At 66.6% G+C, this 17,103-nt stretch carries 12 protein-coding genes; 4 read left to right on the top strand and 8 right to left on the bottom strand.

What is annotated here, in order from left to right:
• Positions 1–109 precede the first annotated feature (109 nt).
• Genes AX702_RS15790 through AX702_RS15760 form a run of 7 tightly spaced genes read right to left on the bottom strand, consistent with a single transcriptional unit; the run spans position 110 to position 6,447 of the window.
• A complete protein-coding gene (locus AX702_RS15790) occupies positions 110–514 on the bottom strand; it encodes a RidA family protein (RefSeq protein ID WP_066781167.1) in 405 nt (134 codons plus the stop codon).
• Positions 511–915, bottom strand: coding sequence for an acyl-CoA thioesterase (locus AX702_RS15785; RefSeq protein ID WP_066781166.1), 405 nt, complete (start codon positions 913–915; stop codon positions 511–513). The genes AX702_RS15790 and AX702_RS15785 overlap by 4 nt, the downstream gene beginning before the upstream one ends.
• Positions 915–2,081, bottom strand: coding sequence for an acyl-CoA dehydrogenase family protein (locus tag AX702_RS15780; RefSeq protein ID WP_066781164.1), 1,167 nt, complete (start codon positions 2,079–2,081; stop codon positions 915–917). The genes AX702_RS15785 and AX702_RS15780 overlap by 1 nt, the downstream gene beginning before the upstream one ends.
• On the bottom strand, positions 2,081–2,890 hold the full coding sequence (locus AX702_RS15775; protein WP_066781163.1) for an enoyl-CoA hydratase family protein: 810 nt from the start codon (positions 2,888–2,890) through the stop codon (positions 2,081–2,083). Before AX702_RS15775 ends, AX702_RS15780 begins: the two co-directional genes overlap by 1 nt.
• Entirely contained in the window at positions 2,887–3,381 is a 495-nt protein-coding gene (locus tag AX702_RS15770; RefSeq protein ID WP_231731890.1) for a MarR family winged helix-turn-helix transcriptional regulator, read from the bottom strand. Before AX702_RS15770 ends, AX702_RS15775 begins: the two co-directional genes overlap by 4 nt.
• A complete protein-coding gene (locus tag AX702_RS15765) occupies positions 3,378–4,148 on the bottom strand; it encodes an SDR family NAD(P)-dependent oxidoreductase (RefSeq protein WP_066781161.1) in 771 nt (256 codons plus the stop codon). The genes AX702_RS15770 and AX702_RS15765 overlap by 4 nt, the downstream gene beginning before the upstream one ends.
• The gene (locus AX702_RS15760; protein ID WP_066781157.1) at positions 4,141–6,447 is read right to left on the bottom strand and encodes a bifunctional salicylyl-CoA 5-hydroxylase/oxidoreductase; all 2,307 of its coding nucleotides are present in this window, start codon (positions 6,445–6,447) and stop codon (positions 4,141–4,143) included. Before AX702_RS15760 ends, AX702_RS15765 begins: the two co-directional genes overlap by 8 nt.
• Positions 6,448–6,571: 124 nt before the next feature.
• Here AX702_RS15760 and AX702_RS15755 point away from each other — a divergent pair, with 124 nt between their 5' ends.
• Positions 6,572–7,741, top strand: a complete 1,170-nt coding sequence (locus AX702_RS15755) for a pyridoxal phosphate-dependent aminotransferase (RefSeq protein WP_066781155.1) — start codon at positions 6,572–6,574, stop codon at positions 7,739–7,741.
• A 170-nt stretch (positions 7,742–7,911) separates the two neighbouring features.
• Positions 7,912–9,561, top strand: coding sequence for a DUF885 family protein (locus tag AX702_RS15750; RefSeq protein WP_156455532.1), 1,650 nt, complete (start codon positions 7,912–7,914; stop codon positions 9,559–9,561).
• 121 nt (positions 9,562–9,682) lie between these two features.
• Here the strand turns inward: AX702_RS15750 and AX702_RS15745 are convergent, their stop codons facing one another.
• A complete protein-coding gene (locus tag AX702_RS15745; RefSeq protein ID WP_197420643.1) occupies positions 9,683–11,392 on the bottom strand; it encodes a DUF885 family protein in 1,710 nt (569 codons plus the stop codon).
• Between the two features lie 476 nt (positions 11,393–11,868).
• Between AX702_RS15745 and AX702_RS15740 the strand changes: the two genes are divergently transcribed.
• On the top strand, positions 11,869–14,661 hold the full coding sequence (locus AX702_RS15740; RefSeq protein ID WP_066781151.1) for a TonB-dependent receptor plug domain-containing protein: 2,793 nt from the start codon (positions 11,869–11,871) through the stop codon (positions 14,659–14,661).
• A 71-nt stretch (positions 14,662–14,732) separates the two neighbouring features.
• On the top strand, positions 14,733–16,982 hold the full coding sequence (locus AX702_RS15735; protein ID WP_066781149.1) for a S9 family peptidase: 2,250 nt from the start codon (positions 14,733–14,735) through the stop codon (positions 16,980–16,982).
• Positions 16,983–17,103: the final 121 nt, after the last annotated feature.

Genomic DNA, 17,103 nt, shown 5'->3' with positions numbered 1-17,103 from the left:
GCGCATAGGCGCGCGCGGTATCGCGCACCATCCGCTCGTCCTCGCTCAGCTGCTCGTCGAGCAGGAAGGGATCAGCCCAGTCGAATTGCTGCATCGGGTGGCTCCTCGATCAGGCGGCGGGGACGACGGCGATGGTCTCGATCTCGACCTTCGCGGCGGGTTCGACCAGCGCCGCCACCTCGACCACGGCCATGGCGGGGAAGTTCTTGCCGATCAGCTCGCGATAGGCCGCACCAATGTCGGCGAGGCTCGCGACATATTCGTCACGGCTGGTGACATACCAGGTCATGCGGGCGATATGCTCGGGGCCGGCGCCGTCCTCGGCGAGGATCGCGAGCGTGTTGACCAGCACCTGGCGAAACTGGCCGGCGAGCGTGTCGGCGACGAAGGTTTCCGTCTCGTCCCAGCCGACGACGCCGGCGGTGAAGACCATCCGGCCGCTGGCCGAAATGCCGTTGGCATAGCCGCGCGGCCGCGGCCAGCCGGGGGGCAGGAGATGGCGATGGACGGTCATTCGACTTCCTTGTTGAGACGCTCGCGCAAGGGAGCGGGCCAGGATGTGGCCTGGAGGGTGACGAGGTCGATCAGCACCATCGTGTAGCGGGCGAGAAAGCGCGTCTCGCCATCACTGGTGACGGTAAGATCAAGGTCGACCGAACTGTTGCCGACGCGGCGGGTGCGGATGGCGAAGGCCAGTTGATCGCCAAGCCGGCTCGCCTTGCTGAAATCGGCCTGGAGGCTGACGGTCGGCAGACCAAGTTTGAGATCGAGGTGAAGCGTCCGGCGATCCTGGCCGAGCACCGCCGCCGTCCAATCCTCGATCGCGGCATCGCACAGCTCGAAATAGCGCGGATAGAAGGCGATACCGGCAGGGTCGCAATGGCCGAAGCGCAAGGGAAAGGTGGCCGTGAACATCAGCCGTTGGCGGCGGCGAGATGCTGACGGCCGACCACGATCTTCTGCACCTCGGACGCGCCTTCGTAGATGCGCAGTGCGCGCACCTCGCGATACAGCGCCTCCACCGGCACGCCGACCGTGACGCCGAGTCCGCCGAACAGCTGCACCGCCTTGTCGATGACGCGCTGCGCGCCTTCCGTGGCGTGGAGCTTGGCGAGCGCGGCCTCGCGCGTGTTGCGCTGGCCCTGCACGTCGCGCAGCCAGCCGGCGCGATAGATCAGCAGTGCGGCGGTATCGACGTCGAGCACCATGTCGGCGAGCGCCGATTGCGTGACGGGGCTGTCGGCGAGCGTGCCCTGGCCGAGCTTGCGGACGGTGACGCGGGCGGTCGCCTCATCGAGCGCGCGGCGGGCAAAGCCGAGCGCGGCGGCGCCGACGGTGGTGCGGAAGATGTCGAGCGTCGCCATGGCGGCCGCAAAGCCGCGACCGGCCTCTCCGAGCAGGGCGTCGTGCGGCACGAGCATGTCGGTGAAGGCAAGCGTGGCGAGCGGGTGCGGGGCGATCACCTGCTGGCGCTCGGTGACGGCGAGGCCCGGCGTGTCGGCATCGACGATGAAGGCGGAGACGCCGCGCGCGCCGGGCGCCTCGCCGGTGCGGGCGAACAGGACATAATGGTCGGCGATGCCGCCGTTCGAGATATAGGTCTTGGCGCCGTTGATCCGATAGCGGTCTGCAGTGCGATCGGCGGTGGTCTCCATCGACGCGACGTCGGAGCCCGAGGCGGGCTCGGTCAGCGCAAAGGCGGCGATCCGCTCGCCGCGACCGACTGCGGGCAGATACGCCTGCTTCTGCGCCTCGGTGCCGAGCAGCGAGATCGTGCCGGAGCCGAGCCCCTGCATGGCGAAGGCGAAGTCGGCCAGGCCGGAGTGGCGGGCGAGCGTCTCGCGGATCAGCGAAAGCGAGCGCACGTCGAGCGCATCGTGCACCCCGCCGTACGCGGCGGGGACGCAATAGCGCAGCCAGCCACCCTCGCCGAGCGCACGCACCAGCGCGCGGCATTCGGCATCCACATCGGGGCCGTGCGCATGGTGGAGGTTGGCGAGGCACCAATCCTCCAGCGCGGCGGCGAGCGCGCGATGGCCGTCGTCGAGGAACGGCCAGTCGAGAAAGCTGCGATCGGCCATCAGTCGCCTTCGAACACCGGCGTGCGCTTGGCGGCGAACGCCTCGAAGGCGCGGCGGAAATCCTTGGTGGTCATGCAGATCGCCTGCGCCTGCGCCTCCATCTCGATCGCGGTTTCGAGGCTGACGGCCCATTCGGTGTTGAGCTGCGTCTTGGTGATGCCGTGCGCGAAGGTCGGCCCGCTGGCGAGATCGCGCGCGAGGCCCTGCGCCTCGGCAAGCAGCGTTTCGGACGCGACCAGACGGTTGTGGAAGCCCCAGCGCTCGCCTTCCTCGGCCAGCATCATGCGACCCGAGTAGAGGAGTTCGCTGGCGCGGCCCTGGCCGATGATCCGCGGCAGGATCGCGCAGGCGCCCATGTCGCAGCCGGCGAGGCCGACGCGCGTGAAGAGAAAGGCGGTCTTGGTGGTGGGCGTGGCGAGGCGAATGTCGGATGCCATGGCGATGATCGCGCCGGCCCCGACGCAAATGCCGTCAAGCGCGGCGACGATCGGCTGCGGGCAAAGGCGCATCGCCTTGACGAGATCGCCGGTCATGCGGGTGAAGGCGAGCAGTTCGGGCGTCGCCATTTCGGTAAGCGGCCCGATGATCTCGTGCACGTCGCCGCCCGACGAGAAGTTGCCGCCCGCGCCGGTGATCACCACCACCTTGACCGCCGAGGCATAGACGAGGTCGCGGAAGGTATCGCGCAGTTCGGCATAGCTTTCGAAGGTCAGCGGGTTCTTCCGCTCGGGACGGTTGAGCGTGACGGTGGCGACGCCATCGGCGAAGCTCCAGCCGAAATGCCGGGGCGTGAAGGTTTCGGGGTTCATGCTTCCTCTCCTGTATCGCTGGCGAGCGAGCGCTTGAGCACGCCGAGCAGGTCGAACAGCGCGCGGCGCTCGTCATTGGTGAGGCCGGCGAGCATCGCGTCGATCCAGTCGTGATGCGCGTCGGCGAGGCCGGCGAAACAGTCGCGGCCGGTGGGGGTGAGGCGGACGATCGAGGCGCGGCCGTCCGTGGGCGAGGGCGCGTTGGTGACGTAACCGTCGCGGATGAGCGCCTGGACCACGCCCGTCACATTGCCGCTGGAGACGAGCAGCGCCTGCGACAGCTGTCCCATCGTCATGCCTTCCGGATTACGATCAAGCGCGGCCATCACGTCGAAACGCGGCAGGGTGATGTCGTAATTGTCCGAAAACCGGCGCTTTATCCGCTTCTCGATAACCGTGGTGCAGGTGAGCAGGCGCAGCCAGAGGCGCACGTTGCTGCGATCATCGAGCGCGCCGTCATGCTTTTCCCGGATGTCGAGCGTGTCCGTCACATCACCTCTCCGCCGGCGACCATCAGGGCCTGGCCAGTGATCGATCTGGCGGCCGGGCGGCAGAGCCAGACGACCGCGTCGGCGACCTCCTGCGGCGCGATCAGCCGCTTTTGCGGGTTGAACCGGACCAGTTCGGCCTCGGCTTCTTCCACGCTCCGGCCGGTCTTGCTGCGGATGTTCGCCACGGCGTCTGCGACGATGTCGGTGTCGGTGAAGCCGGGGCAGACGGCGTTGGCGGTGACGCTGGTGCCCGCCAGTTCGACCGCCAGCGCGCGCATCAATCCGATCGCGCCATGTTTGGAGGCGACATACGGCGCGGTATAGGCATAGCCCTTCACCCCCGCCGTGGAGGCCACGGTGACGATGCGCCCGGCGGCCGCCTCCCTGAGATCGGGCAGCGCGGCCTGGCAGCAGTGGAACAGCGCGTCGAGGTTGATCGCCATCACCTGGCGCCAGGCGTCGGCGGTGACCTTCGCGAAGGGCGCGGCGGGCGCGGTGCCGGCATTGTTGACGAGGATCGCGATCGGCCCATGCACGGCGCGGCCGGCGGCAAAGGCGGCGTCCACCTGCGCGCGATCCGTGATGTCGGCGGGCGCGGCTATGGCGTGCGGCAGCGTCGCGGCGACCTGTTCGAGCGCGTCGCGCCGGCGGCCGACCAGCGTCAGGCGCGCGCCCTCAGCAGCCAGCGTCTGCGCGATGGCAGCGCCAATGCCGGAGCCGCCGCCGGTGACGACGGCGTGGAGACCCGCGAGGCGACCCTCAACCACGCAGCGCCGCCTCCTGCTCGGCCGCGCGCTTCATGTTGCGCGCAAGCTGGCTCATGCCGCCGAGATACTGCGGCGGCACGGCGACGCCGCGATATTCGTGCGCCGCGGCGGCGCGCAGCGTCCACATCGGATCGATCATGTGCGGGCGGCCGATCGCGACCAGATCGGCGCGGCCGGCGGCAAGGATCGAATTGGCGTGATCGGTCTCGAAGATGTTGCCGACCGCCATGGTCGAGACGCGCGCCTCGTTGCGCACCTGATCGGCAAAGGGCGTCTGGAACATGCGGCCATAGACCGGCTGGCCCGCCGCCCAGGTCTGGCCGGCGGAAACGTCGATCAGGTCGGCCCCAGCATCGCGGAAGGCCTCGGCGATCCGCACCGCTTCATCGGGGGTGACGCCGGCATCGCCCATCCAGTCGGTAGCGGAGATGCGCACCGACATCGGGCGATCGGCCGGCCAGGCGGCGCGCATTGCGGCGAATACCTCGAGCGGGAAGCGCAGACGGTTTTCGAGGCTGCCGCCATAATCGTCGGTGCGTGTGTTCTGCAGCGGGGTGATGAAGCTGGACAGGAGATAGCCGTGCGCGGCGTGCATCTCGACCATGTCGAAGCCGGCATCGATCGCCATTCGCGTGGCGGCGACGAACTGGTCGCGGACCATGTCCATGTCGGAGCGGGTCATCGGGCGCGGCGCCTGGCTGGCGTCGCTCCACGGCACGTCGGAGGCGGCGATCAGCGGCCAGTTGCCGGCATCGAGCGGCGCGTCCATGCCTTCCCAGCCGATCTTCGTGGAGCCCTTGGCGCCGGAATGGCCGAGCTGGAGGCACATCTTCGCGGCCGTGTTGGCGTGAACGAAGTCGGTGATGCGCCGCCAAGCCGCGACATGATCGGGCGCATACATGCCCGGGCATCCGGGGGTGATGCGGCCGTCGGGCGAGACGCAGGTCATTTCGGTATAGACGAGGCCGGCACCACCCTGCGCGCGCGTGCCGTAGTGAACGAGGTGGAAGTCGGTCGGCGTGCCGTCCACCGCGCTGTACATCGCCATGGGCGAGACGACGATGCGGTTTTCCAGCCGGAGGTCGCGCAATCGATAGGGCGCGAACATCGGCGGCGCAGCGGCATTGCGGCCGCTTGCCCCGGGAGCCTGCGCCTGGAACCAGCGCTCGACCCCCTCCAGCCAGGCCTTGTCGCGCAGCCGGAGGTTTTCATGACTGACGCGCTGCGAGCGGGTGAGGAGCGAATAAGCGAACTGGATCGGCGGAAAGGGGAGGTAGCGATCGAGCGTCTCGAACCATTCGGTCGAGTTGCGCGCGCTGTTCTGGAGCTTCAGCACCTCGACGCTGCGTTCCGCCTGATATTCCGCGAGCGCCGACGCGCGGTCGAGGCCGGGGCGGTTCAACACCTCGGCAAGCTTGATCGCATCCTCCAGCGCGAGCTTGGTGCCCGAGCCGATCGAGAAATGCGCGGTGTGCGCCGCGTCGCCGAGCAGGACGATCTTGTCGTGCGACCAGCGGCCGGTGATGATGCGCCGGAAGTTCAGCCATGCCTGCGGCCCCGGCAGGTGCGTGGCGTTGGACATGAGCGGGTGGCCGTCCAGATATTTGGCGAAGATCTGTTCGCACAAGGCGATCGCCGCGGGCTGATCCATGCGATCGAGCCCCAGCCCGGCCCAGGTCTCGGGCGCCATCTCGACGATGAAGGTCGAGAGATTGTCGTCGAAGCGATAGGCGTGCGCCCAGACCCAGCCCGCCTCCGTCTGTTCGAAGGCGAAGGTGAAGGCGTCGAACACCTTGTTGGTGCCGAACCAGAAGAATTTGTTCTTCTTCACCTGGATGTCGGGATCGAAATGCTCGGCATAAGCGGTGCGGATACGGCTGTTCGCACCGTCGGCGGCGATCACGAGGTCGTAACCGGCCCAGTCGGCGAGATCGGGGCTTGCCTCATGCTGGAAGTGGAGCACGACACCAAGTCCGCGCGCCCGTTCCTGCAGGATGGCGAGCAGGCGCTTGCGGCCGATGCCGATGAAGCCATGCCCCGTGGAACGGATGCATTCGCCGCCCAGGTGGACGTCGATATCGTCCCAATGCGTGAACTCGCCCGCGATCGTACGGCCGCTGACGGGATCGTTGGTCATCAGGTTATCGACCGTCTGGTCGGAGAAGACGACGCCCCAGCCGAACGTGTCGTCGGCGCGGTTGCGCTCGAACACCTCGACCTGATGCGACGGATCGCGCAGCTTCATCGAAATAGCGAAATAGAGGCCGGCGGGTCCGCCGCCGAGGCATGCGATCTTCATGGCGTGTTTCCCTCCCGGCGAACCGAAGCCTCATGATCCTATGCGCACTTGAAAACGTTTCAAGCCTAAAATATCAAGCTTGAAATATCCGATATCACGCAATCATGGTTGGGAGCGTCAGCAGATGAAATGGCCGGCACAGCGCCTTGCGACAGGCTCCAAGAAAAGCTTCGGCATGTTCGACGAGGCGGCCAAGCTGGAGGCGAGCGGGGTGGACCTCATCCACCTGGAATTCGGCCGCCCGCACGCTGATACGCCAGCGCACATCAAGGAAGCGACCAAGGCGGCGCTCGACGCGGGGATCGTCCATTACGGCGAGTTCAAGGGCACGCTGTCGTTCCGCCAGGCGCTGGCGCGCAAGCTGACCGACTTCAACAAGCTGGATTATGGCGTCGACGAGATCCTGGTCACCAACGGGCTGACGCATGGCTCGTTCGCGGCATTCATGGCGGCGATCGATCCGGGTGACGAGGTGATCCTGCTCGATCCTTATTACCCGCAGCATATCGCCAAGACCGAGCTGGCCGGTGGCAAGGTGGTGGTCGCCAGCCTCGACAAGGCAAATGGCTATTCCATCGACAAGGCGGCGATTGCGGCGAAGATCACGCCGGCCACGCGGATGATCGTGCTGATCAACCCGGCCAATCCGACCGGGCGGGTGTATAGCCGCGAGGAGCTGCAGCATGTCGCGGACCTGGCGATCGCGCACGACCTGCTGGTCCTGTCCGACGAGGTCTATGAGTATATCACCTATGGCGGGGCGGAGCATGTCAGCATCGCCAGCCTGCCGGGGATGCGCGAACGGACGATCACCTGCTTCGCCTTCACCAAGGCTTATTCGATGGACGGGTGGCGGATCGGCTATCTGACGGCGGACGCCGCACTGATGCCGGCGATCCAGCGCATCGCGGTGACGGATGTGACCCATGTCAACGTCTTCGTCCAGGAGGGCGCGCGGGCGGCGGTGGAAGGGCCGCAGGAGCCGATGCTGGCGATGGTCGAAGCCGATCGGCGCAAGCGCGACATCGTCGTTCAGGCGCTGAACCAGATGCCGGGCGTGACCTGCGCCGAGCCGCAGGGGACGATCTACGCCTTTCCCGACATCACCGGCACGGGCCGCAGCTCACAGGAGCTGGCCACGGCGATCCTCAACGAAGCGCATGTGGTGGTCGAGTCGGGCAGCTTTTACGGGCCGGGCGGCGAGGGGCATTTGCGGGTGTGCTTCGGATCGGAGTCCGAGGCGCGGATCGCCGAGGCGATGGAGCGGATGGCGCGGTTCTTCAACGGCTTGTGATCTGTCCTTCGTCACCCCGGACTTGATCGGAGGTCCATGGTGCGGCGGGCGAGTCGCCGTTCATGGAGAGCAGCGCTCGCGGAGGGATGGACCCCGGATCAAGTCCGGGGTGACGATTGGGGAGGTTGGCCGCCGCGCTCCTTCCCCGGCATGACGATGAGGGGGATGACATGACCAGGACACTTCGATTTGCCGCCGTGCTGCTTGCTGCGCCGCTCCTCCCGCTCGCCGTGCCGGCCGCGGCCGCGCAGACCGCGCCGGCGGGGTACGACCAGCTCGTCAGCCTCCATGCCGAGTTTCGCGCCTTCGTGCCGCCGGCGATGGTCAACGGCGTGCCCGATTATTCCCCCGCCGCCGTCGCGCGGCAGCAGGCTGGGCTGAAGCGGTTTCAGGCGCGGCTTGCGGCGATCGACCAGCGCGGCTGGACGATCGCGCAGCGGGTCGACGCGATGGTCGTGCGAGCCGAGATGAACGGCATGGATTTCCAGTATCGCGTGATGCAGCCGTGGACGCGCGATCCGGCCTTTTACTCCACCACGAATCTCGGCTTTGGCCCCAAGATGCACGGCGCGATCGCGCTGCCCCGGCTGCCGATCGCGGCGGACAAGGCGGCGGTGCTGGCGGCGCAGCTCAATGCCGTGCCCGAGGCGCTGCGGCAGGCGCGGGTGAACCTGACCGATGCGCGCGGCGATCTCGCGCGGCTGGGCATCGTGCAGAAGCAGGTCGAGGTGAACGTCTATGGGCAATTCGCCGCCCAGGCGGCGAAGGTGCAGCCAGCGCTCGCCGCGCCGGCGAAGCGCGCGCAGGCGGCGGCCGCGTCGTTCAAGGCGTGGCTGGAGGGGATCGAGGCCACACTCCCCGCACATGGCGGCGTGGGGCGGGAGAATTACGCCTGGTATCTCAAGAACGTGTTGCTGCTGCCTTATACGCCTGACGAGGTGCAGGTGATCGGCGAGCGCGAATATCAGCGGCAGGTGGCGTTCCTGAAGATCGAGGAACATCGCAACCGCGCGATCCCGATGCCCGAGCCGGTGCAGACGCGTGCCGAGTTCGACGCCAAGCGCCGCGCCGGGGACGAGGACCTGCTCGCCTTCCTGCGCGGCGGCGAGTGGATGACGATCCCGGATTACGTGAAGCACGATCCCGAGGAGGGGCCGTATCAATTCCCGTTCGAGAAGGATCCCTCGCGCCCAGGCCTGTTCGACAAGCCGCTGAACCTCCATTTCTTCTTCCAGAGCGAGTTTCGCGACGGACGACCGCTGCGCGCGCACAACCTGCCCGGGCATGGCTTTGACGGGTTGCAGGCGGCGCGCGACACGCGGCCGATCCGGGGCGCGCAGCGGCTGTTCTTCGTCAATGGCCTGAGGAACGAGGGCTGGTCCTTCTATCTCGAGGAATTCATTCTTCAGGCGGGGATGCTCGCCGATCGGCCGAAGACGCGCGAGATGGACTATATCCTGGGCGCCAAGCGCGCGGCGCGGATCCTGCCCGAGCTGAAGATGCAGGCGAATGAGTGGACGTGGGCTGAGGCCAATGCGTCGCTCGTGTCGCGCACGCCCAAGTGGATGAAGCCGGGCGATGCCGTCGCGCAGTTCGACATCGAATTGTACCTGCGCCAGCCGGGCTATGGCATTGGTTATTACATGGGCAAGGTCGAGCTGGAGAAGCTGATGGCCGACGTCGCGATCGCCGAGGGCGAGCGGTTCGACATCAAGGCCTTCCACGATCGCTTTCGCGCGGCGGGGTCGATCCCGATCTCGTTGATCCGCTGGGAGATGACGGGGAAGGATGACGAGGTGAAGGCGCTGCTGGGGGAGTAGAGGGGCTTGCCTCGATCGCCGTCCTTCCGGCGCAGGCGGGAATCCATAAACGCTGCCGTCAGCGGCTCTCGCGAGACCTGTGCGTCTGGATCCCCGCTTTCGCGGGGATGACGGTTGCGGTCTACCGCACCACCTCGCTCAGCGGCGTGTGCGCCCAGAAACGCTGCACTTCGTCGTCCTGGCCGGTGAGGTCGTAGCGCAGCAGCGACACCGGCAGGCGGCCGGCGTTCATCAGATAATCGTGATAGTCGCGGATCGCGAACTTGTCGCCGAGCTGGCGCTTGCGGTCGACCATCAGCTGCTGGAGCTGCATCATGCCGATCGTATAGGTCATGCCATAGCCGGGCGGGCGACGGATGTAGATGGCGGCATCGGTGCGCGCGACATTGTCGTCGAGGTACGGCGTCCATTCCTTCCAGAAGGCCATCGTCTCCGCGACGGTCATCTCGTTTCGCTGCATCTTCACGTCGCCCATCGTGCGGGCGGCGCGAAACAGGCCGAAGATGTAGATCAGTTCGCGGGTGCGCGGGCGATCGTCGAACAGGCCGAGCTGGAGCGCGGTTTCCTCGAGGTAGAAGCCCCAGCCCTCGGTGCGGCCGCTGTCGCTGACATAGCGGCGGATCGGGTGGGTGACGCGCCTGGCGGTCATGCCGTCGAAGCGGTGGCCGGGGAAGGTGGCGTGGAGGTGATCGGGCGAGGCGTCGCGGAACTGCACCTGTTCCCAGAACATCGGCCCCGTCGGGCGGACGATCCAGGGCGCGTTGAAGCCGACCTCCTGATAGGTGGAGGGGATATAATCGGGGATCGTCAGGATCTCCTCGTCGCGCAGCCAGCGGCGGATCTTGACGTCGGTGCCGGCGAGTTGTGCCTCATACTCCGCGGCTGATGTCGGCAACGCAAGCTCGGGCAGCTTGCGGTTGCGGTGGCGCTCCGTGGTATAGTTCGCCCAATGACGCTGAAGCTCGCGATTGGCGAGCGTGACGACCTCGTCCGAGGTATAGGGCATCAGGCGAACGTTGGTGAGGAACCAGTCGTACGCCGGCCTTCCGACGCCGGCGCGCGTCGTCATCTTCGGGCGGTTGGCGGTGAGCCAGTTGCGGAAGGAGGCGATCGCGGCCTGCGCCCTGGCGATGTCGGGGACGAGCGCCGGCTGCTGCTTCTGCGCGCGGCCGTGCAGATCGGCGAACCAGCCGATCAGGCCGGCGGGCTCGACCGCGCGATAGGGCATGCCATGGCCCACGCCATCGCCGTTCGACAGGCTGTGGAGCGCGAGATCGGCGTAATCGGCGGCGACCGAGTCCAGGTTCACCTGCGCCTGCGCGAGATAGGCCGGGATCGCCTTCAGCCGCGCCTGAAACGGCGCGAGCTTCGCCGCTTCCAGCGGCAGTTCGGTATAGGCAAGCCGCTGAAGCTCATCGACGTACATGCCGGGATCGCGCGCCCAGGGCTTGGTGACGTTGAGGATGAAATCCTGCTGATCCAGCTGGGCGCGCACCGCCAGATAATCGACCTGCTGGTGGCGATCCCAGCGCGCGACGGCGAAGTCGGGGAGGCGCGCCTGGAACGCGCGCAGCTCGGCGCGGCGTTTTTCGACGGTCGCGGGGCTGTAGTCGACGACGCCATCCACTGGCTTGAGATCGCTCCAGGCGCGGAACTGATCGAAGAGCGTGACGAGCTGGTCGTAGCTCCTGGTGCCGTTGGGCGGGCCGGGCCGCGGTGTCGCCGCCTGTGCAGCGGGAGCGGCGGGCAGGACGAACGCGACAGGGAGGGCGGCTGCGGCCGGCGCACAGCCGATCATCAGCGTGGCGACGAAGCTGGCGATCCTGGTCATCTCGATCCCTTCGCGACGCCAGCCGGCAAGCGGCATGACGCAACAGAATAAATATGAATATGCACACGATGGCGAAGCGACGTGCTTGTCAAGCGATCATCTGTTGCGGGCCGCGCAACGAACAAGCTGTCAGCGGGGCGGCAAACACGCGAATCATTGCTGAACGATCGGTCCACAAGCGGGCATATTGTGGCCCCGCACCGAGGCTCAGCGGCGACAGCCGCGCGGTAGACCGCCCGCTCGCTCGCCGGAAAACAAGGGATTTCGCCGCAATCTTACATTTTTGCGACGCGCGATTGACGGCAACCTGCCGATATGCTCAAAATCACGCACTTGTTCACAAAACACGGCGCGAAGACCGGCGTTCGGGCAAGCCGCAGGGAAGACGCACTCGGGGAGACATGCACATGCATCGGAAAAGGGTTGCGGCACGCGCTGCATATCGGGGGAGTACGGCCATCCTGGCCGCGTTGCTGATGACGGGCGCCGCGGCGGCGCAATCGACGATCGAGACGCCGGCGGGGGCGATCGCCACCGAAGAAGCGGGCGCGGACGTGATTGTCACCGGATCGCGCATCCCGCGGCCGGACCTGGATTCGAACAGCCCGGTCAACGTCATCACCAATGCCGAAATCCAGAAGACGGCGGCGGTCGAGACGGAGCAATTGCTCAACACCCTGCCGCAGGCGGTGGCGGGAACGGGCGCGCAGTCGAACGCCGGCAATGGTTCGGCGACGGTCAACCTGCGCAACCTGGGCGCGGTGCGCACGCTGGTGCTGCAGAACGGCCGCCGCATTATCGGATCGAGCCAGGATGGCGTCGTCGACCTCAACATGATCCCGCCCTCGCTGATCGAGCGGGTCGAGGTCGTCACCGGCGGTGCATCCGCGGTCTACGGTTCGGACGCGATGGCCGGCGTCGTCAACTTCGTGACCAAGACCAACTTCGAGGGGCTCGAGGTCGGCGGCCAATATGGCATCTCCGAAGAGGGCGATGCCGCCCGTTACAATCTCGAATTCACGCTGGGCGGCAATTTCGCCGACGATCGCGGCAATGTCGTCGTCCATGGCAGCTATTTCGATCGTGCGCAGGTGACCGGCGCCGCGCGCGATCATGCCTCGCTCTATCTGGTCGATGCGGTGCAGAATGGCGTCGGCGTGCTGGTGCCCGGCGGCAATGGCGTGACGCCGCAAGGCACGATCTTCGGCACGTCGCTGGTCGGCCTGCGCGATCAATATGGCACGCCGATCGGCGCCTCGGGCATTTTCTTCGCGCCGGAGGGCTGGCGCGCCTATCAGACGGCGGACGGGTTCAACGACCGGCCGTTCACCAACCTGCAGATGCCGATGAAGCGCTGGCAGGGATCGGTGATGGCGCATTACGACGTCACCGAGAGCGTCACCGCCTTTTTCGAAGGATCCTACGTCCGCAACGAGATCAACTCGACGCTGGGCGCGGTGCCGATGAGCAGCTCGGGCTTCATCTCGAACTTCCAGCTCGACCTGCGCAACCCGTATCTCGCGCCGTCGCTGCGCACCTTCCTGTCGACCAATCTCGACCGTGACGGCGACAATCTCGTCTCGCTCAACATCAACCGCCGCCTGCTCGACTTCGGGTCGCGCACCAGCGACCAGACGCGCGAATTCTCGCGCTTCGTGGTCGGCCTGCGCGGTGACCTGACGAGCCGGCTGAAGTGGGAAGTCTTCTACAATCGCGGCGACGTCAACATCACCGACGAACAGGGCGGCGGCGTCCTGATCGACAATTTCGCCAACAGCTTCCTGACCAACCCCGCCAATCCCTACGACTGCGCGGTGGCCGATCCGCGCTGCGTGACGATCAATCCGTTCGGGTTGAACTCGCTGACGCAGCCAATGATCGATTATATCAGCACGGATCTGACGAACCGTACGTCGCTAAGCCAGACGCAGGTCGGCGCGACGGTGTCCGGCACGTTGTTCAGCCTGCCCGCGGGCGACGTGGGCATCGCGCTGGGCGCCGAATATCGCAAGGAAAGCTCGCAGTTCAATCCGGACCAGCTCTACGTGCAGGGCAAGGCGCTTTCGCGCTCGGCGGGCATCCAGCCGACCGGCGGCAGCTATGACGTCAAGGAAGTCTTCGGCGAGCTGATCGTGCCGCTGCTCGGCGATCTGCCGCTGATCCACTCGCTCGCGTTCGAAGGCGGCATTCGCTACTCGGACTATTCGACGGCCGGATCGGTAACGTCGTGGAAGGCGGGCGGCGAATGGTCGCCGGTGCGCAGCCTCAAGATCCGCGGCCTCTTCCAGCGTGCGGTGCGCGCACCCAACGTCAGCGAATTGTTCCTTGGCGCGACCAACACGGCGCCGCAGGCGACCGATTTCTGCAACGCCACCGCGACGCGGACGGCGGCGGAGCGCGACTTCTGCGTCAACTCGCTGGGCGTGCCGGCCAGTGTCATTGATATTTTCCAGCAGGAGAACGTGCAGATCCGGGCGATCACCGGGGGCAATCCGAACCTGCAGGAAGAAACGTCGGACACCTGGTCGCTGGGAGCGGTGTTCCGGCCGGACTTCGTGCGCAATCTCCAGCTGACGGTCGATTATTACAACATCAAGATCGACAATGCGATCGCGGCCTTCGGCGGCGGATTGCAGCAGGTCATCACGGCGTGCCGCGGCGACCTTTCCCTGTCGAACATCTTCTGCCAGCCGCTCGCCAATCGCACGCCGGAAGGGCAATTGTTCGACGTGCCGTTGCTCAACGCGAACATCGCTTCGCTGAAGACATCGGGCGTCGATTTCCGGCTCGACTATGCGCATGAGATCGGATCGCTGGGCCGGCTGAGCTATTTCATCACCGGAAGCTATCTGATCGAGTCGATCACGCAGGGCAGCCCGATCGCCGCGGCGGTCGATTGCGCCGGCTTCATCGGCGGGGGCAGTTGCGGCAGTGCAAACCCGGAGTGGCGGTTCACGCAACGCCTGACGTGGGATGTCAATGACGCGTTCCAGGTGTCGGTGCGTCATCGCTTCCTGGGATCGGTGAAGGACGGGCGGATCGCGGCGGCGATCGCCTCCGGCGCGGCGACGCCGCTGCTGGCGGTGCCGGAGACGGGCGAGATCAGCTATTTCGACCTCAGCGCGTCGCTGGATGTGGCGGACGGCTTCACGCTGTTCGGCAACATCGACAATGTCGGCGACCACGATCCGCCCTTCCAGCTTTACGAGCGCGAGACCTATGATGCGATCGGCCGCCGCTTCACGGTGGGCTTCCGCAAGAGGTTCTGACGGGGGGCGTCTGCCGGTGGCGGGGAGTGCCGCCACCGGCAGGCTGATAAGAGTGCCAGAGGGGTGGGCGTATGAAGAGGTCGCAGGTCGTTCGGGGGATCGCGCAGAGCGTCGCGGTGGTGGCGCTGCTGGCTGGGACGGTACCGGCGGGAACGGGGCCGGCGAGGGCGCAGCGGATCGACACGCCGGTCGCGGGCACGGCGGGCGTCCCGGGCACGGCGCTGTCGATCGACGACCTCTATCGCTTCAAGAGCATCGTCGGGACCGAGCCCGTCGGCTATAGCTGGGCGGCGGACGGATCGGCGGTGCTGTTCCTGTGGAACGACGAGGGCGCAACGTTCCAGGACATCTGGTCCTTTTCGCCCGTGACCGGCCGCAAGACGCGGCTGACGTTCCTTGGCCGCGAGTCCAAGCCCGAGGCCGAAGCGCATGGCATCGGCCAGGCGGTGTATCTCGACCGTGGGCGGATCGCCTTTACGCTGGGCGGGCAGCTTCACATCCGCGAGGCGAACGGCACGATCGCCAGGGTGGAGGCCGACAAGCAGGCGATCCGCAAGCTCGCGGTCTCGCCCGACGGCACCAAGCTGGCGTTCATTTCCGGTAGCCCGGTGGATCCCAAGAACCGCGTCACGCTGGGCGGCGTGCTCTGGGTGCGCGATGTGGCGAGCGGCGCGACCGCGCGCAAGCTGGTCGGTGACGACGATCCCAAGGTCTACATCAGCGATTTCCAGTGGAGCGATGACAGCCGCGCCATCGCGTTCGAGCAGGACGACGACCGGCTGATGCCGGAGCGCGACATCCTTTATTATGCCAAGGGCAAGGCGCAGAACAATCGCGTGATCCGCGCCTTTCCGGGCGACGAGACGACCAAGGCGCGCGTCGGCGTGGTGACGCTGGCGGGCGGGGCGACGAAATTCTACGAGCGGCCCGATCCCAAGCATCATATCTGGGGCTATGGCCTGTCATCGGACGGCAAGCGGCTGTTCGTCAGCGGCTCCGACATGGAGGCCAAGGAGCACACGATCTACGTCTATGACGTGGCGAGCGGTGCGCGCGAGACCTTCTACCAGCTCGCCGAGCCGCACCATATCCGCCCCGACTGGCAGGTCGCCTGGGCGCCCGGTGACGACGGACTGATCATCCTGACCGATCGTGACGGCTGGGCGCATCTCTACCACCAGAAGACGGCCGGCGCGGCGCCGCGCGCGATCACCAGCGGCAAGTGGGAGATCGCCTCGTTCGAGGTCGATCGCGCCAATCGCCAGCTCTATTTCCTGTCGAGCCAGAGCTATCTTGCCGAGCGGCAGGTGTATCGCGTGCCGGTTGCGGGCGGCGCGGTGGAGCGCGTCAGCGGGCCGGCGGCGGGAACGCACAAGCCGGTCTATTCGCCCGACTTCCGCCATGCCGCCGACTGGTTCAGCGACGACATGACGCCGCCCGAGCTGTACCTCGCCGATCTCACGAAGCCGGGTGCGAAGGCGGTGCAGGTGACCAAGTCGCCGCTGCCGGCATTCTATCAGCAGACCTGGGCGAAGGTCGGCTATGTGGAATTCCCCAGCCATGTCGACGGGCAGAACCTGCTCGGCCGCGTGATGCTGCCGGCGAATTACGATCCGGCGAAGAAATATCCGGTGATCGTCGGATCGGTCTATTCGGACGGGGTGCAGAACCAATGGGGCGGGCGCCGGGCGCACCCGACCTGGGGCATCGACCAATATTTCGTCGCGCAGGGCTATATCGTCCTGACCGTCAACCTGCGCGGTTCCTGGGGGCAGGGCCGCGCGCACAACCAGGCGCAGCACCACAGCTACGGCACGATGGACATCAACGACCTGGAGAGCGGCGTGCGCTACCTGGTCGGGAAGGGCTATGCCGATCCCAAGCGCGTCGGGCTGTGGGGATCGAGCTATGGCGGGCTGATGACGATCATGTCGCTCGCCAAGAAGCCGGGCGTCTATGCCGCGGGGATCGCGGGCGCGCCGGCGACCAACGTATGGCACGCTTACCCGTCGCAGATGTGGATCATGGGGCCGCCGACCGGGCCCGACATGCCGGAACGGTACGAGCGCCAGTCGCCGCTCTATCAAGTGCAAGGCGTGAAAGACCCGCTGATGATCATTCACGGGACGCGCGATCCCGTGGTGCTCTATTCGGATACGGTGGCGTTGACCGAGAAGATGATCGCCAACCAGCAGCCGTTCGAGCTGGTGACGCTGCCCGGCGCCAATCACGGCTGGGACAATGAAGGCACGGTGCAGACGCGCTTTGCCTTCAAGAAGATGGCCGAATTCTTCGACCGCAACGTGAAGAACAAGCAGTAAGTGCGTGCGCGGCTTGCCTTGATCCTCAGCCTCCTGCTGGCGCAGCCGGTAGCGGCACAGACGGCCCTTGAACGATCGGGGGTGCAGGCGCTTGGCGCGGACTTCTGGGCGTGGCGGGCGG

Source organism: Sphingomonas sp. CCH5-D11 (assembly GCF_001557395.1).
Classification (GTDB): Bacteria; Pseudomonadota; Alphaproteobacteria; order Sphingomonadales; family Sphingomonadaceae; genus Sphingomonas.
The sequence above is the reverse complement of the archived record's forward strand: the minus strand, read 5'-3'. Positions and strand labels throughout refer to the sequence as shown.

Bases quoted from the DNA above. Each gene is read 5' to 3' on its own strand.
- AX702_RS15745 (WP_197420643.1), bottom strand. From the start codon at position 11,392: ATGACCAGGATCGCCAGCTTCGTCGCCACGCTGATGATCGGCTGTGCG.
- AX702_RS15735 (WP_066781149.1), top strand. From the start codon at position 14,733: ATGAAGAGGTCGCAGGTCGTTCGGGGGATCGCGCAGAGCGTCGCGGTG.
- AX702_RS15790 (WP_066781167.1), bottom strand. From the start codon at position 514: ATGACCGTCCATCGCCATCTCCTGCCCCCCGGCTGGCCGCGGCCGCGC.
- AX702_RS15760 (WP_066781157.1), bottom strand. From the start codon at position 6,447: ATGAAGATCGCATGCCTCGGCGGCGGACCCGCCGGCCTCTATTTCGCT.
- AX702_RS15750 (WP_156455532.1), top strand. From the start codon at position 7,912: ATGACCAGGACACTTCGATTTGCCGCCGTGCTGCTTGCTGCGCCGCTC.
- AX702_RS15785 (WP_066781166.1), bottom strand. From the start codon at position 915: ATGTTCACGGCCACCTTTCCCTTGCGCTTCGGCCATTGCGACCCTGCC.
- AX702_RS15775 (WP_066781163.1), bottom strand. From the start codon at position 2,890: ATGAACCCCGAAACCTTCACGCCCCGGCATTTCGGCTGGAGCTTCGCC.
- AX702_RS15780 (WP_066781164.1), bottom strand. From the start codon at position 2,081: ATGGCCGATCGCAGCTTTCTCGACTGGCCGTTCCTCGACGACGGCCAT.
- AX702_RS15755 (WP_066781155.1), top strand. From the start codon at position 6,572: ATGAAATGGCCGGCACAGCGCCTTGCGACAGGCTCCAAGAAAAGCTTC.
- AX702_RS15740 (WP_066781151.1), top strand. From the start codon at position 11,869: ATGACGGGCGCCGCGGCGGCGCAATCGACGATCGAGACGCCGGCGGGG.